Origin of the sequence: Microcoleus sp. S36b_A4 (assembly GCF_036700645.1) — a bacterium.
Classification (GTDB): domain Bacteria; phylum Cyanobacteriota; class Cyanobacteriia; order Cyanobacteriales; family Microcoleaceae; genus Microcoleus.
This window is the reverse complement of sequence record NZ_JAUBPI010000048.1, coordinates 19282-40304: the sequence shown is the minus strand read 5'-3', so window position 1 is coordinate 40304 and position 21023 is coordinate 19282. Positions and strand designations below refer to the sequence as shown.

The 21023-nt window shown below is 45.5% G+C and carries 17 protein-coding genes; 7 read left to right on the top strand and 10 right to left on the bottom strand.

The genetic code is table 11. The annotated features are described in order from the left end of the window. Positions 1-15 precede the first annotated feature (15 nt). The 4 genes from QUA03_RS16745 to QUA03_RS16730 form a co-directional block, all read right to left on the bottom strand. Positions 16-210, bottom strand: a complete 195-nt coding sequence (locus QUA03_RS16745) for a hypothetical protein (RefSeq protein WP_333213383.1) — start codon at positions 208-210, stop codon at positions 16-18. A gap of 91 nt (positions 211-301) precedes the next feature. Next, on the bottom strand, positions 302-844 hold the full coding sequence (locus QUA03_RS16740) for a cofactor assembly of complex C subunit B (RefSeq protein ID WP_333213382.1): 543 nt from the start codon (positions 842-844) through the stop codon (positions 302-304). Between the two features lie 319 nt (positions 845-1163). Then, complete coding sequence (locus tag QUA03_RS16735) at positions 1164-1556, bottom strand: PadR family transcriptional regulator (RefSeq protein WP_333083597.1); 393 nt, start codon at positions 1554-1556, stop codon at positions 1164-1166. Positions 1557-1900: 344 nt separating this feature from the next. Further along, positions 1901-2104, bottom strand: coding sequence for a DUF751 family protein (locus tag QUA03_RS16730; RefSeq protein ID WP_333083642.1), 204 nt, complete (start codon positions 2102-2104; stop codon positions 1901-1903). A gap of 274 nt (positions 2105-2378) precedes the next feature. Here QUA03_RS16730 and QUA03_RS16725 point away from each other — a divergent pair, with 274 nt between their 5' ends. Beyond that, entirely contained in the window at positions 2379-3254 is an 876-nt protein-coding gene (locus QUA03_RS16725; protein ID WP_333213381.1) for a DNA adenine methylase, read from the top strand. Positions 3255-3342: 88 nt separating this feature from the next. Here the strand turns inward: QUA03_RS16725 and QUA03_RS16720 are convergent, their stop codons facing one another. Both QUA03_RS16720 and QUA03_RS16715 read right to left on the bottom strand, forming a co-directional pair. Continuing rightward, positions 3343-3825, bottom strand: coding sequence for a PD-(D/E)XK nuclease superfamily protein (locus QUA03_RS16720; protein WP_333213380.1), 483 nt, complete (start codon positions 3823-3825; stop codon positions 3343-3345). Positions 3826-3852: 27 nt separating this feature from the next. Then, a complete protein-coding gene (locus QUA03_RS16715) occupies positions 3853-4788 on the bottom strand; it encodes a metallophosphoesterase (RefSeq protein ID WP_333213379.1) in 936 nt (311 codons plus the stop codon). Positions 4789-4890: 102 nt separating this feature from the next. Here QUA03_RS16715 and QUA03_RS16710 point away from each other — a divergent pair, with 102 nt between their 5' ends. Both QUA03_RS16710 and QUA03_RS16705 read left to right on the top strand, forming a co-directional pair. Then, positions 4891-5922 carry a hypothetical protein gene (locus QUA03_RS16710; RefSeq protein WP_333213378.1) on the top strand — a complete coding sequence of 344 codons (1032 nt, stop codon included), beginning with the start codon at positions 4891-4893 and terminating at the stop codon, positions 5920-5922. A gap of 308 nt (positions 5923-6230) precedes the next feature. After that, complete coding sequence (locus QUA03_RS16705; protein ID WP_333213377.1) at positions 6231-6932, top strand: Uma2 family endonuclease; 702 nt, start codon at positions 6231-6233, stop codon at positions 6930-6932. A 138-nt stretch (positions 6933-7070) separates the two neighbouring features. Here the strand turns inward: QUA03_RS16705 and mrdA are convergent, their stop codons facing one another. Further along, entirely contained in the window at positions 7071-8885 is a 1815-nt protein-coding gene (gene mrdA / locus QUA03_RS16700) for a penicillin-binding protein 2 (RefSeq protein WP_333213376.1), read from the bottom strand. 214 nt (positions 8886-9099) lie between these two features. Here mrdA and QUA03_RS16695 point away from each other — a divergent pair, with 214 nt between their 5' ends. Continuing rightward, positions 9100-9459, top strand: coding sequence for a phage holin family protein (locus tag QUA03_RS16695; RefSeq protein ID WP_333213375.1), 360 nt, complete (start codon positions 9100-9102; stop codon positions 9457-9459). Between the two features lie 267 nt (positions 9460-9726). Here QUA03_RS16695 and QUA03_RS16690 read toward each other — a convergent pair whose 3' ends face one another. From QUA03_RS16690 to QUA03_RS16680, 3 genes are all read right to left on the bottom strand, one after another. Then, positions 9727-10401 (bottom strand): N-acetylmannosamine-6-phosphate 2-epimerase, encoded by a 675-nt coding sequence (locus QUA03_RS16690; protein WP_333213390.1) that lies wholly within the window; start codon positions 10399-10401, stop codon positions 9727-9729. Positions 10402-10515: 114 nt separating this feature from the next. Next, positions 10516-10881, bottom strand: a complete 366-nt coding sequence (locus QUA03_RS16685; protein WP_333213374.1) for a four helix bundle protein — start codon at positions 10879-10881, stop codon at positions 10516-10518. Between the two features lie 99 nt (positions 10882-10980). Continuing rightward, positions 10981-13533 (bottom strand): ATP-binding protein, encoded by a 2553-nt coding sequence (locus QUA03_RS16680; RefSeq protein ID WP_333213373.1) that lies wholly within the window; start codon positions 13531-13533, stop codon positions 10981-10983. Between the two features lie 249 nt (positions 13534-13782). On the opposite strand from QUA03_RS16680, the gene QUA03_RS16675 reads away from it, so the two are divergent. The 3 genes from QUA03_RS16675 (at position 13783) to QUA03_RS16665 (ending at position 20935) form a co-directional block, all read left to right on the top strand. Next, entirely contained in the window at positions 13783-15069 is a 1287-nt protein-coding gene (locus QUA03_RS16675; RefSeq protein ID WP_333213372.1) for a chemotaxis protein, read from the top strand. Positions 15070-15271: 202 nt separating this feature from the next. Next, positions 15272-17194: a response regulator gene (locus QUA03_RS16670; protein WP_333213371.1), complete on the top strand. Its 1923-nt coding sequence runs from the start codon at positions 15272-15274 to the stop codon at positions 17192-17194. Positions 17195-17473: 279 nt separating this feature from the next. After that, positions 17474-20935, top strand: coding sequence for a PAS domain S-box protein (locus QUA03_RS16665; RefSeq protein WP_333213370.1), 3462 nt, complete (start codon positions 17474-17476; stop codon positions 20933-20935). Positions 20936-21023 lie beyond the last annotated feature (88 nt).

The window sequence follows — 21023 nt, the reverse complement described above, 5'->3', positions numbered from 1 at the left end:
AAAGCGCGAGAGTTCTCATTGTCTGGAGAGTGCCAACTGAAATTTCTGCGAAAAGTCCTTAGAAACTAGGGTATAAGGAGCCATCGCAACAGGCGTGATCGCAGCCCAAGGGTGATCGCCACAATTGGCACTTTCACGATAATGGTTTTTTTTTGACTGTTTTGTCGATCGAATTTGTCGATCGAACAAGTGGATCAAAAAAACAGCCACGGGTTTATCAACGAAAGAGCCACTCTTGAGTCATCGGTTTGTCAGCTCGAAGTCTAACTACGGCATCTAGCATATCAAAAAACGTTCCGCGTCAAACTTTATAATCGATCGGTTTCAAATCTAAAGCTTTTTGCATGGCTGCTAGTTCATCGCGGTGAGCTCTGACAGTAACAAAGCTCTTGGTTGGGCTTCCCGACTCAGCAACTGATTCGAGTTTGAGGGAGACTTGCTCAGAGCGTCCAGCTTTTTTCCAGTAAAATACCCCCGCCAGCGGGGACAGCAGTACCAAAGCTAGGAAAATTTGACCCTGCTGAGGAACTAGCATTCCCAAAACCAGTCCCAAGCACAGAGTGCCACCTGCACTCAGCAGAGTTAGAAAAATAGCTAGAAACCAACTCGGCCGCACAAAACCCTCAAACGTGACTTTATAGTTGGGGGCATCGACGGCTGCAACTCGGTAAGCTCTATCGGCAAAATACTGTTGTAAGTCGGTTAACAGTGACTCTTGGGCGCTCTCGGAAGCCAGCTTGACTTGTTCGATGCGATCTTTGACTGAAGCCTTGATGAAGAAAAACAAGCCTACGGCCAACAGCAGCGTCAGCACAAAGGTAGAGGGAAGAACAGCAGTATCCATTGGTAGAAGTTTGTGTAATTGAAATTATCTACTATTACTTTACAGAACTTTACATAAGAAAGCGATCGAGGACTTACGCAGACACTTTTTTATCAAAATTCGCAGAAAGCTTCTTCTGCAAGGCGTTTTGCTCTCCATCACCCAATAATTTCCATATCTCCCCATCATCCCTAATTCTTAAGTGACAATGCGTAAGTCCTGATGTAGTGTAGCTGCTTTAATCGCTGTGTGGCGATCGAGCAAAGCGAAGGCAATCGGGCAAATCGCTTTGCAAGTAGCGCCAGCATCTCCAGGGTTTAGGCATCCGATTCCAACTCGGCTAACCTGTGTGACCAGTTTCTAAGGCGCGGGAACGACGCTCTGACGAGCCGTTTCCCTGACCAATGTACTCATGCCAGAGACGAGCGAGGTCTTGAGCTTGGTGGCGCCACTCAGGGAGGATTTGATACATCCGGCGGGGGCGGCCGCGTCCTTCTACTTTTTTCCAGTAACCGGTGATTACGGCTTCATCTTCGAGGAATTTCAGAGCGCTGTAGAGAACGGTATCAGATAGTCGGTAGATGGGGAATTCCCTCTCTAGTTGGCCAATCAGTTCTGTACCGTAGGAATCTCCGCGCAATAACACGGAGAGAATGTAACACACAGCTAACTCCTTGTTTAGATAAACAGGAGGGGGGTCTTGAAAAAATTGATAGATATGTTCAAACTTCATCTGTCTTGTCCGCTGGAAACTCTCGTGATACCGTCAGGTTAACGGGAGAGGAAAGCGGGGCGGGGTGTGCCGCTTCCTAATGATTAAGTGGGACACCGGGGAAACAGAGGTGCAGTATTTCCCCAGTGAATGTTGATAGCCCCAAACGCTTGTCCTGCACTTCGGTAATGTGGGCCTGCGGCTTGGTTGAGCAGCGCTGACGTAACGCCGCTTACTAACTTCCTCTTCCAATCTATCGCAGCGACTATTGTCAAGTGTGCGATCGCCTGCAAGAATTGGCAGTTACTTTGGGAGTTAGTGTTTTAACTGAATTTGCCGTTGATGTTTGCGTTCAAGCGCAGGCTTTAAACCGAACTCAGGCCTAACATAGCCCGCAGTGTAAAAGTTAGAAAGACAAAAGTCGCTACAATCGAACTAATCAGGGCGATCGCACTTGTCGGTCGATCGAGCAGGGGTTTGAGTCGCTCGAACAGGAAAAAGAAAATTCCCAGACATATCGTAATGAAAAAGCGCGGGTAGCGAGAGACGTTATTAATAAAATCTTGCATTGGCTTGGTGGGGTAAAGTGTCACAGCACGATCTTTGACTGGTAACACTTGTGAGCGAGTTAGACAATTTTGGCACAGCCGGAGCTAAATCTGCCGATCGGGCGATCGGGCATTTTTGCCGGCCAGGCTGACATATATAATTCTAACGAAAACTTTTCGCCGATGGCTCCAGCACTGTCTGTTTAATGCCACGCGACCTCCGGTAAGAACTTCAGAAGTATGTCTATTGAGTTCTAGTTGTGATAAATATTATAGGGCCGTTATTTCTAGATAAATGTCTGCTGCCGCACCTTCTTTCGTCTTGCCACGTCCGTTTCTGAAATGGGCAGGAGGCAAAACTAGGTTGATTGGACAATATCAACCTTATTTTCCTGAAAAGTTCACAACTTACTACGAGCCTTTTTTGGGTGGCGGAGCTATATTTTTTTACTTAGCACAGCAGCACCCTGGTTTGCAAGCTGTTTTAACAGATATTAATCCTGAGTTGATTAATGCTTATCGCTGTGTCAGGGATAAAGTGGAGGAACTGATTCTACTTTTAGAGGAACATCAGTTAGAACATACCAAGGACAATAAAGATTATTATTACTCGGTGCGATCGCGCTCCTACAAAACAGATACAGAACAAGCAGCACGCCTGATTTACCTAAATAAAACTTGTTACAACGGCCTCTATAGAGAAAACTCAAAAGGTGAATTTAATGTTCCTATAGGTCGATACAAAAATCCTAACATTTGTCAAGCAGATTTACTGCGATCGGTCTCATCTTTACTCGCGCCCGCTCAAATTGAAGTCAGAAAATTCGATGAAATTTTGGATTTTGCTACCAGTAGCGAAGACTTTGTTTATTTTGACCCGCCTTATTATCCAATCAGTGCCACCAGTAACTTCACGACTTACAGCCGGGATAATTTCAAAGAATCGGAACAGATTAAACTGAGAGATATTTTTGCAGAACTTGCAGAACGGGGGGTGAAAGTTATGCTGTCTAATTCAAACTGCGATTTTATCGAAAAAATCTACAGCGATACTCAACTTTTTCCAAATAAATCTCTGCCAAAGCTCCTTGAAATATCAGCATCTAGGGGAATTAATTCTAATAGTTTTAAGCGCGGAAAAATCACGGAATTATTAATACGTTCATTTTAAGTCTTACTTACGCAAAGTCTCTAATTAAGTATATTTCGTAGGATCAATACGTGGTTGCCCCACACGCGGGAAAGTCCCCTAACTCCTGTTACAGATATTTGTTAGCCCAGGTAATGAAACCTTCGAGCTTGTGGACTGCCAACAGATTTTGATTGTCAGGAATTTGTTTTTTAAACCAGTCGATCGAACCTTGCCTCATACCGTCCCCACCCACTATAACAATAGTAGGAACCCGATAACAATTTTTAATATTTAAATTTAGGTAAGGATACTTCTCGTCTACTGAACCTTTGTCTTCTTGCCACTTGCACTCAACAATTAGACCCCGAGGAAACAAACCGGAATCAACAATATAAAAATCGACATTTATTTCAGTTTCATAGATGCTAGACCCGATATAAACCTGTTTAGCATATCGCTTGGGATTTTCAGTAGAGCTTAAGAGCCACTCTCGCTTGCGCTTTTTCGGCAACTGGGGGCATATTTCGAGATATCCGTGGCCTCTCAACGTACCTTCTACAGTTGTTTCTAAAACAAAACCAGTTTTATTGGCTCTAAAACCCCTATTCATTTTGTTGGCTCCTGAATATAATCTGAATTAAGCCGATCGCACTTCGATCACTCCCCTGTCAAAAACCCCTTTGTCAGTACCGATAGAACTGACAAACATCCGGTCTTCATAGACATCAAACGTCGCAAAACTCAGGCGGCTAGCAGAATACTCCGTCCACTCAGAACGGCTCACCGGACGAGTACCCGCGCCGGCCCCACAAATTAAATAAGTCGTACCGTTAATCGAGCGAGTGCGTTCGTAACTGTGATCGTGTCCGTTGATATAAAGCTGCACGCCGTACTTTTGAAACAAAGGCGTCAAAGTCTTAATAAAAGATTGACTCACTCCGTACACCCCAGAGGAATAAATCGGGTGGTGGCCGAACACAACTTTCCAAGGTGCGGTGCTCTGACTCAACTCTTTTTCCAGCCAAACAAGCTGATTTTTCCAATCCGCATTGTGATTGGTATCTAAAGCAAAAAACTGTACGGAATCGCGGCGAAAAGTATAGTAGCGACCTTGCATATTAAAACCCGCATATTTAACTTGCGGATCCCCGTTAGCAGTGCGGATGTCGTGATTTCCCAGACAAGCATAAAATTTTACACCTTGCTGTAATAAGGGCTGATAAGGCCGCTCGAAAACAGCATTAATTTTTTCAATTTCGCCGTTATTGTAGATATTGTCGCCGGCAAGAACAGCAACATTAAAAGGGTTTTCCCGGTGATATTGCGCCATCGCCTCAGCCACAGCATACTGACCTTCTGCGCCGGTACCGGTGTCGGCTACCGAAATAAAGCGTAAAATAGGCGGTGAGGCCGGCAAAGGAACGATCGCCCTTTCTGCCTCAACGTTAGAAGGCAAAGCAGCGTTGGCGTCTGTATCCCAGGCAGTCCGAAGCTGAAACATTTTCCAGACTCCGGCAAAACCTAAGCTGCTGAGACTGCCTAAAATTAGAAAGTGACGGCGTTTGATGCTCATTTTGATTCGGTTACAACTAATAAAATGATAAATTAAGGTTGAGATGGCTCAACTAAAATTTATCGCGTTTAGATATATTTGCAACGCCCCAAGGCAGAGAAAATGTCAGAAGAACAGCTAAACCAGTCAACTCCAGAACCCTCTCAATCTCCGACAGCGGAGGTTGATTCGGCCGCCAAGTCTGCCCCCACTGGCAGCACAACTCAAAATGCCAGCAGCGCGGTTCCCAAAAATCAGAGAATCAAAACTTTGATTGCATCGATCGGGAATTTGGGAAAAAAAGGCAAAAAATTACCAGCCGAACCGCCGTTGCAGCAAGAAAAGCCGCTCGCACCCACCGCTTCAGACTCAGCAACAGCAACTCCTCCGGCTGTTGCTGTGGAAGTTAACAGCGTGCCACCAAAAGTTGCTGTAAAAGTTGAGCAAAAGCCTGTATCCCAACGCAAGGAAGGGAGTTTTTTAGAGAAAGTCGTTGTACTTTGGCAAAGTATTGTACGGCTAGTGCGATCGCTACTGCCACCATCTGCCAACGAGAAGCTGTCCGATCCAATTTTAAACGCCGCCATAGCAGCAACTCTTATCGTTGTAGTCGGTTTAACTTTCAACAGTTTCTCAGCAAAACCGCCGGAGAAAGTAGCAAAAGTGCCTCTCCCAGCAACGCAGCAGTCGCCGCAAACTTTTGGTGATTTTATGGCATCGGGAACGCCGAAATCGCCAGAGTCGATCGTACCATCTGAGCCAATCTCTACTAAATTCAAAAGCAAGTTGCCCGATTTAGTGGCGCCGGAAAAACCCCAACCAGTAGAACTTATCCCACCGCCACCGCTGACGCCCGAACAGTCTCTGATTGCTGCGATTCAAAATCAAGTTACTGACATTAAGAATCGACTGGGCGGCGGTTTAGTTGAGTCTGTTCAAGTTAATTTTTCCAGCAGCATTTTGACAGTAAAAGTCGCTGAAGATTGGTACAAACTCAGCGAAGTTGAGCAAAATCAACTCGCAACAAAGATGTGGAAGGAGGCTAACTCACTCGATTTCAGCAAGTTAGAAATTGCGAATATGGAAGGGAAGTTAATAGCTAGAAGTCCGGTTGTTGGTTCGGAAATGATTATTTTAGATAGAGGGATTAATTAGAATTTAAAGAGTCTGTATCTGTAGACTCTCAAACAGATGTTATATCATTTCCGGCTGCATCGGAATCATACCGAGGACACGGCTTTTGGAGTGTCCATACCCCATTAATTGTAGGGACAAGGCAGTGCCGTGTCCTCCGTTTATACAGCATATTCCATGTATATGTGATACACACAATATTACGAGATCCCGTGTAAGGTGCGTCGCCATCTATAATCTGCAAGTTTTATCCAAGATATCGCAGCGACGCACCCTACCAAACTTATTTACCGGACATTAAATTAATTAACTTTGAGGGAAATTGAAAAATGACAATTTTAACTCAAGTCGAACAACTAGAAATTGAATATCCCAGCAGCGACGGAGAGCCGATGGCTGAAAGCGACATCACGCGCGATTACATGACTTACAGCGTTGAAGCTGTCAAGCTTTACTTTCAAGAACGTTCTGATGTTTACGTGTCAGCTAATTCTTTCATTTATTATGAACAAGGGAACAACCAAGCGGTTGTTGCTCCGGATATTTATGTGGTGTTTGGAGTAGCTAACCGCAAAAGGGATAATTATAAAGTTTGGGAAGAAGGCGGAATTACTCCCGATTTTGTGTTAGAAATTACTTCGGAAACTACTCAGACGAAAGACCAACAAACGAAACCGAAAATTTATCGGGATTTGGGAGTTAGGGAATATTTTCAGTACCATCCGTCGGGAGATTATCTGAATCCGATTTTACAGGGAGTACGTCTAATAAACAATCAGTACGAGCCGATTGCAGCCAACAATATCGCTTTCGATACGCTGTGGTTGTTCAGTGAAGTGCTGGGACTGGAATTGCATATAATTTCAGGAGAATTGAGGTTTAGAGTTCCTGAAACGGGTGAGTTTTTGAAGACTCATAAGGAAGAAAAACTGGGACGACTGGCCGCAGAGTCAAGATTACGATCGCTCGTAACTCAACTCTTAAATTCTGGAATGAGTGTGGAACAGGTGGCGCCAATGATGAATTTATAGACCGTGGAAGTGAGACGATTGGTAGGGGAAAACTTTTGAACATCGATCGCACTTTTCCCAGATATCAAGAATAGTGCGATCGAAGTATTGGACAAAATGTCAACAGTCAACAGTCAACAGTCAACAGTGAAGTCATGACTAGAGAGGCTTATTAGTAGGTTTAAAACCCTGCTTTTGGAAATAGGTTCGGAATACCTCTTGAGCAATTGGTGCCGCCGATACAGAACCAAATCCGCCGCCTTCAACTATAACTGCGATCGCAACTTCCGGTTTGTCAGCAGGAGCAAAACCCACATACATAGAATTGTCAGGATGACCGGGCATTTCCACCGTCCCAGTTTTGCCCGCACTTAAAGGAATAGTACCATCATTCAAGCCGCGGCCTGTACCTTTTTTCACCACCTCAATCAATCCTTGTTTAATGACATTTAAAGTTGCCGGCTTAATACCTGTTGAAATTTTTTGAGTAACAGGCGTATTGGTTTGAGAAGCCAACAAATGTGGCTGCACTCGCCAACCACCGTTGGCAATAGTTGACACCATCACTGCCAATTCTAGCGGAGTACAAAGTACCAAACCTTGACCGATCGCCATTGTTACCGTATCGCCAACATACCAATCTTCCCCATACATTTTCTGTTTCTCTGCTGGTATCGGAACTTGACCGTGATTGGCGCCGTCTATCCCCAAAAGATCTAAATTAATAGTACCGCCAATGCCCATTTTTTTAGCCCATTTCGCCATTTCTTCCGGCCCTGCAGTCATACCTACTTGATAGAAAAACGTATTGCTGCTGTAGGCTAAAGCATCGCGGAAACCGATAACGCCGTAACCGGCACCGTGTTCGTTAAAGGAAATTCCGCCGATGTTAATTGAAGCAGAACTTACCAAAGTCGAGTCAGGAGAAAACTTGCCCGACTCCATCCCGGCTACAGAAGTTACAATCTTAAAAGTGCTGCCGACTGGATAGCCTTGAACTGCCCGATTTAAAAATGGCTTGTCTGGCCCTTGCAGCCGATCCCATTCTGTTTGAGTTACCTTGCGGGTGAAAATATTGGGATCAAATGTCGGCCAACTAGCCATTGTTAAAAGAGCGCCGGTTTTCACGTCGATCGCCACAACTGCACCAAGGCGATCGCCCAAAGCTTTTTCCGCAGTTTTCTGCATATCTAAATCTAAAGTTAGCTGTACCGGTTTGCCGGGGATAGGCTCTTTTACACCTAAATCTTGGATTTCCTCGCCCTTAGCATTTACCTCGATTAAACGGTTTCCCCAAACACCCTCTAAAGTTGAATTGGCTAATTTTTCAACTCCCATTTGACCCACGATCATTCCCATCGGATATGCAGGATTAGCTTTTAATTGATCTAAACTAGCTTCGCCGACGTATCCCAAAAGGTGAGCTGCTAACTGCTGGTTGGGATTGTCTCGGCTCGATTCTACGCGAATTTCAACTCCCCGCAAAGCATTACTTTGTTCTCCCAAAGCGACGAAAGTACCGACATCAATATCCTTACTAATTCGCACTGGCAGGGCTGATCTGTAGCCAGCTACATCGATTTTTTTGATAATTTCGGCCGCGGGAAGTTTGACGATCGGGCCCAGTGTAGCGGCGATCTCTTGCCACTCCTTGGCCGATCGTTCTTTTGGCCACACATATACTGATCGAGATACGCGGCTGGCCGCAAAAATTTTGCCGTTGCGGTCTAAAATTTGACCGCGAGTCGCTGGGACTGAAACAGGGCGAATGCGGTTATTTTCCGCCCGCTGTCGATTGTAGGCTCCCTGTACCAGTTGCAGTTCGGCTAGACGAAATATTGGTAGCGTCACCAACGTAGTGACGAGCAGCATAAAAATCATAACTTGGAGCGATCGGCTGCGTTGCCGTGAAGCATTGTCCAAGCCATTTTTGTCGAATCGGATTTTAGAGTTAAAAGAAAAATCGCCAGCCATATTAATTAATCTGCTCTTTTTATTCAACTAACAGGTTGATACGGTTCCCATCCGGATGATTTGGCAGAGGATACAGGGATTATAACTTCTAACTCTTTAGTAACAGACATAAATTCTATCGATTGGCAGATGAATCAGCCGGATTTGTTGACTAAGTTAGACATTAAATATCAGGTTTTTCTGACAATTCAACTGTTAAGGAGGTAGGTGCTCTGTGGAACCGATCGATTTTTTGATTGCTTGGCTCGTGACGGGCAGCAGCTTGCTGCTAATTTCTCAACTGCCGATCGGCGTAGAAATTGACAGCACACCGAAAGCAGTAATTTCCGCTGCGGTTTTGGGAATGTTGAATGTTTTAATTTTGCCAATTCTGAAAGCAGTTTTTTTCGTGCCGAACCTACTGACGCTGGGATTGCTTTCCGGCGCGTTTGCTTTTGTAATGAACGTGATTGTTTTTGCCTCGGCTGCGAAGTTAGTTGAAGGATTTAGTTTGCGGATGGGCCTTTGGAGCGCGGTACTGGGGGCGATCGCCTTGGCTGTAGTTAGCAGCTTTATCAACGGCGTACTGATTTAGTAACTTCCCCTGATAAAGGGCGATAGAAATCGCCCGATATTTCCCACCCTTAGCAGGCGCGTTTCCTGTGCCTACAAGCCATTTCTATCGCCGAATATTTCTTCTCCCTTCTTCCTTCAATCCGTTACATCCGTTACATCCGTTAAACAATCGGTTGCCGAACTTCCTTCAATCCGTTACATCCGTTACATCCGTTAAACAATCGGTTGCCTAACTTTTTTCAATCCGTTACATCCGTTACATCCGTTAAACAATCGGTTGCCGAACTTACTTCCCCATCAGCGACTTATAGGCCGTCACCTTAAGATCAATCCCAGTAATATCTGTCCCCACAACAACAGCCATCGCTCCTAAATCCAAGGCTTTTTTAGCCATTTCCGGCCCCGATATCCCGCCTTCGCAGATAACGGGAACCTTAAGCTTTTCTACCATTTCTGCAAGCAAATCAAATCCCGGCGGCGAAAAATTTTCCGTCTGGGCAGTGTAGCCAAAAAGAGTAGTTGCTACAGTATCTGCACCAGCTTCGGCGGCCGCGATCGCAGCTTCTATTGTATCTACATCCGCCATCACTAATTTACCCAATTCACTGTGAATTCGCCCGATTAATGTCTTTAACTCTTCGCCAGCAGGACGGTTTCTCAGAGTAGCATCAACGGCGATAATATCGGCTCCAGAAGCCGCGATCGCCCCCGCGTCTTCAAACCGAGGAGTAATGTAAATCTCGCATCCCGGCAATTGCTGCTTCCAAATCCCAATTATGGGAGCGGATATCTGTTTTCGCACCGCTGCAATGTGAGCCGGAGTGTCAATCCGCACGCCCGACGCACCTCTATTGATGGCGGTTCGAGCCATTGCCGCAATTACGATCGGATCGTGCAGCGGCGAATCAGCAGGTGCTTGACAAGAAACAATTAATCCTGTAGGAATTTGACAATTAATCATGGGGAATTGCGGATGGGGCATGGGGCATGGGGCATGGGGCATGGGGAATTGGGCATGGGGCATGGGGAATTGGGCATGGGGCATGGGGCATGGAGCATGGGGCTTTTTTGTAATTTATTCCCTGTGCCCTATTGAAATCAAATAAGCGTTAAGTTTTGGTAGTAATTTACCGACAATTGGTTTAAATTTGCTTACTTTTTCGCTTGTGATAAGTTGTCTAGCGTAGGCTAATCTTAACCAGTTTACTGTTTCGTACAAAGAGCCTCTCGCAATTTTTACAAAACGCCGATTATCTTGGTCATTATAACGACCTCTTCCTTCAGCAATATTAGCACAGACACTATCAGCAGACCGAACGATCTGTTTACCCATCGTATCTTTTGTGAAGTAATCCCATTTTTTAACAATTTCCCAAATCTGATTCGCCAAACTTTCCGCCAACTTATAAACCTCTAATTCCTCAAAATCAGGTCTTCCCATAATTGCCTCAAAAACTGAATTATATTAAATGACCAATGCCCCATGCCCCATGCCCCATGCCCCATGCCCCATGCCCCATGCCCCATGCCCCATGCCCAATTACCCATTACCAATCCCGGCCATTAAAGAAATAATTTTGTCCAGCAATTGCTCAGGGTGAATCGGTTTAGCCAAACAATCGTTAGCTCCCGCCGTCACGAAAGATATCTGATCTAGCGGAATTTCATGAGCGCTTAAAGCTAGAATCTTGATATTTTCAGTAGCTAGTCTTTGGCGCAGTTGGTGAATTATTTCGCAGCCATTCATACCCGGCAAACGCATATCGACAATCACAGCATTGGGCTGCAAAAGTTCAATTTGTTCCACCGCCGCCGAACCTTCAATCATCCACACCACTTGCAGTCCTGCTGCTGTCAGGATATCGCAAATCAGCATGGCAGTTTCTTCATCTTCTTCGACGAGCACGAGACTGCCCCGCAAGGAGGAAGAATGCAGCGGTAAAGATGAATTGGATTTTTCATATGTGAATTTTGTGGATTCATCTTTGGTTAGAGTTTGGATGGGTATAAAAACGGTAAAAGTAGAGCCGACATCAACTGTAGAGTTGACTTCGATCGCACCGCCGTGAAGCTCTACTAACTGTTTAGTTAAAGCCAATCCCAGACCGGTGCCGCCGTATTCGCGGCGGTAGGGGGAATCCAACTGCTGGAATTTTTGAAACAACAGCGATCGCTGATTTTCGGGAATTCCAATGCCAGTATCTTTGATTTGAAAAACAGCGGTACTGCCAGCAGGTGCAGTACCGGCCTGCCGAAATGCCGGCGTTCGATTTTGATCTTCTGTCACCCAAACTCGCAGGATGACTCGCCCGCCTTTGGGAGTAAACTTAATCGCATTTCCTATAAGATTGAAGAGAATTTGTCTCAAGCGGCGCGGGTCAGCGATGAAGCGATCGCACTCTTGTTTTATTCGCTGTTCTTGCAGCAGTTCCACGCCTTTAGTCGCAGCTTTTTCTTTGAGGGCGTGCAGGCTCTGAGAAGCTAATTTAGAAAGTGAAAATTCACTAATTTTTAATATTGCTTTTCCAGCTTCTACTTGCGATAAATCTAAAATATCGTTAATTAATTCTAATAAATGGTCGCCGCTGTCTCGGATAGTTTGCAGGTACTGCCGCTGCTTTTGTATCGGCACTTCTTTGCTGCCAACTTTGCCGTAAGACCACCGCAGCAGCGTGTCGGAAATACCGATGACGCAAGTGAGAGGAGTCCGCAATTCGTGGCTCATAGCTGCCAAAAATTCGCTCTTGGCGAGGCTGGCAGACTGGGCGGCAACCAGTGCATCGCGCAGTTCTCGCGTGCGCTCTATTACGCGCTGTTCTGAGGTGCGCTTTTGCTGCTGGACTTGTGCATAAAGTTCGGCTTGGTAAATGGCGATCGCCAAATGTTCTGCTATTTGTCGCAAAAAAGTTTTTTTGCTTTCTTCCCACTCCCGAAAAGTACACTGGTGGGCAATTAGCAGCCCCCACAAGTCATCTTGAACTACGATCGGCACTAGCAACTTTGCCCGCACCTTGGCCCGCCGCATCAACTCTAAAAAACAAGGCTGCGAAGAGTAAGTTGTTTCCACATCCGCGACGCACAAAGCCAAACCTTTGCGATATTTCTCTCGGTCAATGACTCCATTAGTAAAACACTGCGCGCCATCACTAAAATTCAGTACAGACGAGATAGCATCGTTGGCTAAAGCTTCGTAGGTAACGCGACCTAAATACAAGTAAGACCCGGAATTTTCTGGGATTTCGCCAGACCCAGAAACCGCCGTAGGTCTTTCTTTCGCTAACTCGATCTTGTGCGGTGCTGGCACTTTTTCAAATTGATAAATTAACAGGCGATCGACCTCCAAAAACTCTCGCACTTGCTCGACTGCTTTTGACAAAATTACAGGCAATTCCAAACTCTGGCGGATTTGAGTTGTGACCTGATTCAAAAGTCGCTCTTGTTCGAGCTGCTGCTGCAAAGCATCTTCTACTGGCTGACAAAATGAAATACAGGGACTGGCAATTTGTAATTGATTGACGGCTTCAGCAATCTGGCTTTGTAGCGTTTCTGGATCTATAACTTTGGGCGCGGATTTTCCCTCTATTTCTCTTTGGCTGTGTAGGGGCGGGCGATTATTTGGGCTGGCATTGGCAGCGAGAATATCCAGCAAATTTAGGGTGAATTCACTTTGAAGAACGGCCGAGTTAGTCTGTATATTTTTAATTGCTTGTTTGAGGGCGCGAATGTCGATTTGCCACGAGGGTGCGGGCGTTATTTCTGCGAGTTTGTCTGTGAGGGGAGACAGGAAATCGGCGATCGCCCCGGGGTCGAAAGTCAACTGCACATTCAATTGCGAATGGAAATTTTTTTCGCTGTGCTTGTGTCCGTTTGTTGCGAACTCATCTAATAGATTGCCCCGCAGCAGTGCGCTAAAATGCTCTGATACCACTGCTGCAAACCTTTCCGACGAATTTTCCAGATTGTGAGAATCAGCGATCATCGCATCGTCGGTCAGCCAAATCGCCCCTGGGAGTTCAGCCATTTGCTGTAACAACTGGTAAGCAGCCTCAAAGGTTGCTAGGGGCAAAGTCCGATGTAAGGTTTTTGGTTTCAATCTAGATATTTTCCCGGTTGTTTTAAAGAACAAAATATGAATGCCCCTGTTGTGAGGACGGAACCCGTGGCATAACAGGTGCGGCCGATCCAACAGGCTTGAGATGACAGTAGTCAGAAAGTAGGTAATAGAAGGCCCCGGAGCCAGAGAGCTTATTTCTCCCTATCATTGTTATTACTTGAAACAATCTTATTCCAGTATAATATTAATATATAATTTGTTAACTTGTACTTAACACTATCCGGGTAAATGAGCAATCCAACTCAACTCACCCCCGATTTCACGATCGGACATCTGCCGTGTCACGACTTTCAAGTGAGCGCTGCAACTCTAGGACAGGTAGTGGCTGAAAGATTTGAGCAAGAACCAGACCTGCCGGGAGTCATTATTACTCATGAATCACAGGTATTGGGCATGATTTCTCGCGTCAAATTTCGAGAGCAAATGAGTTTTCCCGATCGCGCAGAACTTTACGGGTCACACCCGATTCGAGCATTGTTAGATTTTATTAGAATTCCGCCTTTGCTGCTTTCGGAAAACTGGAAAGTTGACGATGCCGTCCAAGCGTCTTTCCACAGGCACAAAGACTTGATTTATGAACCAATTATTGTGGTAAGGGAAGACCAGAGCCACCACCTTTTGGACGTTCATACTCTGGTGATTGCCCAGTCGAAACTTTTAGCGCAAGCCAACAAAGCTATTCAAAAATACCGAGTAGAAAGACACAAGTATTTGGCGCTAATTCAACAAGAACAGGCTAAGGTTCACGAATGTAATGAACTTTTAAAAATCCACCAACGTCAAACAGAAAATTCCCATGCCAATCCTAGTTCCCAGCAAGTGGCACTGGTCAAACAAGCTGAAGAAATCGCTCAAATGAATCAGCGATTTGTAAGGATTGCGAAACTGATTTCTTCGGAAGGTCGCCAAGCATTTCAAGCTACTTTTCAAGGTGCTAATTCTATTTGCAACAATACAGATAAAATTTTGGGGGTGGGCAAAGCAATAGCTAATGATTTAGAAACGGTTAACCGCACTTCCCGAACCATCCGGGAGGCGATCGAACAAGTCAGGCATTTAGCAGTACAGGTGGCTGTAGTTACCAATCAAATGGGAAGTCAGCCTAGTGGCCTGAGCAAAGTGAGTCTAGAAATTGGCAGACTGGCAAGTAAAACTTTTGAATTGGGGACTCAAATGGAGCAAATTGCTAGCCGATTTAAACTTCGAGTTCACGAACTCACGGAGGCAGCAAGAGCGGGTGCTAATGTGGCTAAATCAGTGACTATCAAGATCGATCGCGCCGAAATGGCCCTATTAGAGTTGGAAGAATTAATAGCGGAAAAAAATTTCAATTCGTTGACCGCTATCCAAGAACCTTTGGGAGTCATAAAAAGTGTTACCGCTGATTCTTTAGTTAGAGATATAGAACACACAGAAGTCGCGGTCACCGAGTTGGAAGACTTAGTTAAAAATCAAGATTCCTCGCAATATTTGATTCAAAAGATTCAGCAGGCGCTGAAGTACAAAAAACCATAAAATATCAGCCCGAATCTAATGAAACATTTCGAGAGGAAAACAAATAAAATCAAAATAATAATTGACAATAATTCTATTTCAAGAATAGTATTTGTTATACTGAAGGTGGGGATTTTTTGAATTCAGTTGTAAAAAGGCTATTTAATTAGCCCCAAAAACCGATAAAAAGTTCCAAGAATAGTTGGAAGGACAGGTGAAGTTTATGAAAATCCTGCTGGTAGAAGATGACATAGTTACAGTCAGTTTGCTGACTCAAGCGCTGAACTCTCACAATTACAATGTGAATGCGGCAGCAGACGGTGAAACAGCGTTGCATTTGGTGCAGGCATACGATTACGACCTGATTGTTTTGGATGTGCTAATTCCTAAACTCGACGGCATTAGTTTGTGTCGAAAATTGCGATCGTCCGGCTGCCAAATGCCGATTTTACTGCTGACAGCGCTAGATAGCAGCAACGATCGAGTCCAAGGTTTAGAGGCGGGTGCAGACGATTATGTGGTCAAACCCTTTAATCTCGAAGAATTAATCGCTCGAATTCGGGCTTTGCTGCGCCGGGGTAAGGCAACTTTGTCAAGTACAAATTTGACTTGGGAAAAACTGCAAGTCAACCCAGACACTACGGAAGTAACTTATGCCGAAAAAGTGCTGCACTTGACTCCCAAAGAGTACAATTTGCTCGAACTTTTCCTGAGAAATCCTCGGCGCATTTTCAGTCGCAGCGCTATCCTCGATCGCATTTGGTCGGCCGGCGAATTTCCTCAAGAAGAAGCAGTTACCGCTCACATCAAGGGGCTGCGACAGAAGCTGAAAGCAGCCGGGATGACTGTAGATTTAGTGGAAACCGTGTACGGATTGGGCTATCGGCTCAAAAGTCTGCCGGAGGAGATTGAGAGCCAACAAGTTGGGCAGGAAACGGCAGAAACTGCTAAAAATCAAGAGACTTTATCTACTGAATCCAGCGGGTCTAGCCAGGAATTAAACAAAGACGAGCGCCGTCTCAAAGTCTTGAATGCGATTGCCCAAATGCGGGAAAATTTAAAAGCTAATTTTATAGAAAAGGTGGCGATATTCGATCGCGCGATCGCTCAACTGAAAAACGGAAGCTTGGAGGGCGAACTGCGCGAGGAAGCCCAGACCCAAGCTCACAAATTAGTCGGTTCTTTGGGAACGTTAGGCCTGCCGAAAGGTTCGGAAGTTGCGCGCCAGATAGAACATTTGTTCAACGCTGAAAATATCTTGAAACCGGGGACAGCTCAGCAGATTGAGGGATTTCTGCATCAGCTCAAACAGGTATTCGATCGCCCGTCGCCCGAACCAGAAGGCGCTTTGGTTCCTGCGGTTTCCCAAACGCGCCGAATGCTGATTGTTGATGATGATACTTTTGGGAGCGAGCAACTGAAAACAGTAGCATCCGGTTCCGGCTTTCAGATAGAAGTCGCCAACTCTCCGCAAGCGGCAAGAAATGCGATTTCTCAACAGCCTCCCGACGCGATTTTGCTGGATTTGAAATTTTCCCGATCTCAGGAAAACGGACTTTCTCTCTTAGCCGAACTCCGCAGTGAAAAGCCAGAAATTCCGGTGATGGTTTTTAGCGGACACAATCAATTGAGCGATCGAATAGAAGTTGCTCGTTTGGGAGCTTCGGGCTTTTTACACAAATCTATACCCCCAGCAGATATACTCAAAGCAGTCGCCCAATTAATCGACCAGACTGGCCCTGCTGAAGCTAAAGTTATGGTGGTAGACGATGACGTGCATCTATTGGCTGTACTGCAAGTGATTCTACAACCTTGGGGATTTCAAGTAACAACATTGGACGATCCCGAAAAGTTCTGGGAGGTACTCGAAACGACTTGTCCGGATTTGCTAATTTTAGATGTGGAGATGCCCGGTTACAGCGGTATCGAGCTGTGTTTGGCAGTTCGCAACGATTTGCGCTGGAGCAAGCTCCCCGTCCTATTTTTGACAGCTCATTCCGAGTCAGAAATAGTGCGCCAAATGTTTGTCGCAGGTGCTGACGACTACGTGAACAAGCCGATCGTGAAACCGGAATTAATTGCTCGCCTCCTGAATCGTTTGGAGCGGACTCAACTAAGAAACAGACTGGCTCAGGCACAGCGCTAATCCCATTTTAGATTAAAAAATTAAAGAATTAAAGAATTGAAGAATTGGGAATGAATGATGAAGCTCGTGGTTGGGAGCACGGGGCTACAGTTGTATTCTTGTTTAAAACTGGTATAACCATGAATAAATATGCAGTGCGTGTCGGAAACGACTCAGGAAGCCTTAGCCAAGACTTGGGATTGTTTGGTTGTGCGATTCGGACGCGATGGCGTTAATAGATGCTTGCCAGCTCATCAAGAACACAGACTTATTTAGAGAAGTATTAATCAGGTGAAAGCCATGATATTGCCCTCAGACAAAAACAATCTCAATGACAGCGACTGCGAACTAATTTACGCCCCGGGTTCGATTCAACCTCACGGCATCCTTTTGGTGCTGGAATCTCCGGCGTTGAAAATTTTGCAAGTTAGCAACAATACTTTTGAGGCGATGGGCCTTTACCCCGAACAACTTTTGGAGCAATTTTTAGAGGAATTTGTCGAGACTGAGGAAATTCAAGCTATTGAAAAAGCTTTATTTGAAAACGACCAACAACGTAACGCTATCAGATTATCATTCAAAAGTCAAGACCGCAAGTCTTTTTTTGAGGGGACGCTACATCAATCAAATTCAGCATTAATTCTTGAGCTCGAGTCGGCTGTTTCCCTAAAACCTAGCGATTCTTTCGATTTTTATCATTTAGTCCAAGAGCCGATCGACAAAATCCACAAAACACCAAACCTGCAAGTGCTGTGCCAGACAGCAGTTGCAGAGGTGCGGAGGATGATCGGTTTCGATCGAGCGATCGTCTATCAATTTGATACCACCGGTGCGGGGGAAGTTGTCGCCGAAGACAAAGTAGAAAGTTTGGCTCCTTTATTGGGACTGCACTATCCGGCTACCGATATTCCTCCCCAGGCAAGAAAGCTGTTCAACATGAATTTAATTCGGTTTATTCCCGATATTAACTGTCAGCCGATAGAACTAATTCCTCACTGCAATCCGCTGAACGGCCGCCCCCTGAATCTGGGCTTCTCTTTGTTGAGAGCAGTTTCCCCTTGCCATGTTCAATATCTCAAAAATATGAACGTTGGCGCTAGCATGACCTTGGCATTAATCAAAGATCGAAAACTCTGGGGATTGATCGCCTGTCACCACCCAACACGAAAGTATGTCAACTACGAAACAAGAAAGGCTTGCGAACTACTAGCAAAGTTTGTGAATCTAGAACTTAGCTATAAACAAGATAGCGAAAATTGGGAATATGCAATTTATTTAAAAGAAAATTGCCATAAATTTATTACCAAAATTTCTCAATCACACTGGTTTGTAGAAGGTTTACTTAAATCCGGAGATGAATTGCTGACCTTAGTGGGCGCAACTGGTGGAGTTGTGTGTGCAAATGAAAATTTAACAACCATCGGCAAAACCCCGGAATTACTAGAAATTGAAAACTTAATTGCTTGGATAAAAACTCAAATAAATAATGATATTTTTTATACAGATTCTCTCTCAAAACTCTATCCGCCCTCGCAGACTTTTAAAGAAGTTGCTAGCGGTTTGCTCGTCCTTGCCATGTCCGAGATGCAAAATTATTACATTTTGTGGTTCCGTCCCGAAACAATTCAAACTGTCAACTGGGCCGGCAAACCAGACGGGGAAATTGAAATGAAACCGGATGGCAGCCGGCCGCTGTCTCCTCGCAATTCCTTTGACTTATGGCAAGAAACTGTGAGGTTAAAATCTTTGCCTTGGCAGCGGTGCGAAATCGAAATAGCCCGAGAACTACGAGTTGCTATTACTAGCATGGAGTTGCGGAAAACTAATCAGCAGCTTAGCTTAGCTTTGTCGGCTACCAAAATCGGATTTTGGGACTGGGACTTGCAGAAAAATCGCATTGTTTGGTCGAGGGAACACGAAGAGTTGTTTGGGTTTGCCCCTGGAACTTTTGCGGGAACTTATCAAAGTTTTGCAGCTTGCATTCACCCAGAAGATTTAAAAAATACGGATAATACTATAAATCAGACCCTGGCCCAGCGAGCAGATTACTTTCTGGAATACCGCGTGGTTTGGCCCGACGGCAGCATTCACTGGATCGAGGGAAAAGGTAAGTTTTTTTACAACGAAGCCGGCGATGCAGTGCGGATGGTGGGGACAGTTACAGAAATTACCGATCGCAAAGCTAGAGAATTGCAGTTGCGCCTGTTGGAATCAGCAGTCACCACCACTAACGACGCCGTGTTAATTACCGAAGCTGAACCGGTTGAAGAACCGGGCCCGCGAATTATTTATGTCAACCCAGCTTTCACGCGGATGACCGGCTATACGCTAGAAGAAGTTGTGGGCAAAACGCCGCGCATCTTGCAAGGAGAAAAAACAGACCGCGCCAGTCTCGATCAAATTCGGACAGCTTTGGAAACCTGGCAGCCGCTGCGAGTTGACTCGATCAATTACCGCAAAGACGGGACGGAATTTTGGGTAGAAATGAGCATTGTGCCCATAGCGGACGAAAATGGTGAGTTTACCCACTGGGTCTCAGTGCACCGAGATATTAGCGATCGTAAACTTGCTGAAGCAGCCCTTCAACAGCTCAACGAACGGTTAGAAATGCGAGTTTTGCAGCGAACCAGAGAACTAGAAAGCTCTCAAGCAGAACTCCGGGAAAGCGAAGCTTTATTTCGCTCTCTGAGCGAGAGCTCCCCTGTGGGCATTTTCAAAATCGATACTGAGGGGAAATGTACCTATACAAATCCTCGCTGTCAAGCAATTGGTGGCTTCACACCGGCAGCAGCTTTAGGAAACGGCTGGATGCGGTTTGTTCACCGCAAAGACCTCAAACTAATTCTGTCTAAGTGGTCCCAATCGCAATCGCTAGATGGGGAATTTTCCTGCGAATTCCGACACATCCAGCGAGACGGAACCATCCGGTTTTGTCGGCTGAAAACAGCTCCGATTTTTTCCGACAGATCTCAACTAATTGGTCACGTCGGCACAGTCACAGATATCACAGAAAGTCGGGCAATTGAAAAAATGAAAAATGAGTTTATTTCGATTGTCAGCCACGAACTGAGAACGCCGCTTGCCTCCATTCGCGGTTCTTTAGGTTTGCTGGCGGCTGGGGTACTGAAAAGTAAACCGGAAACTGCCAAACAGATGTTAGAAATCGCTTCGAGCGATACCGAACGGTTAGTGCGTTTGGTAAACGATATTCTCGACTTAGAGCGGCTCGATTCGAGCCAAGTTATCCTCGTCAAGCAGTGGTGCGATGCCCAGGTTTTGATGCGGAAGTCTGCAGAAGCTGTACTTTCTTTGGCTGCTGAAAATAATATTGATTTGTCGATTTTGCCCGAAACAGCCCAAATTTGGGCTGACCCGGACAGAATCGTTCAACTGCTGGTAAATTTGTTGAGCAATGCGATTAAATTCTCCGCTCCAGGGAGTACAGTAACTCTCAGGGTGGAAGATTTAGGCGATTCCCTACGGGATAGCTACGCTTCACGGGTTTTATTTGAAGTCAAAGATCGAGGGCGGGGGATTCCTGCAGATAAACTAGAAACTATCTTTGGACGGTTTCAACAAGTCGATGCTTCTGACTCCCGCCAAAAAGGAGGTACGGGTTTGGGTTTGGCTATCTGTCGCAGTATCGTACAGCAGCACGGCGGCAGAATTTGGGCCGAAAGTGTTGTCTCAGAAGGAAGCAGTTTCTATTTCACAGTGCCTGCACCGTTGGAAGGCGAAGGGGGAAAAAGTTTGGAGGTTTGAGATTGCTTTGATCGGAACTCGCGAAAGCTAAAGTTTCTGGAAACGCACGCGGTTAGGATGATTTTGGGAGTCTGATATGTCGATTTTT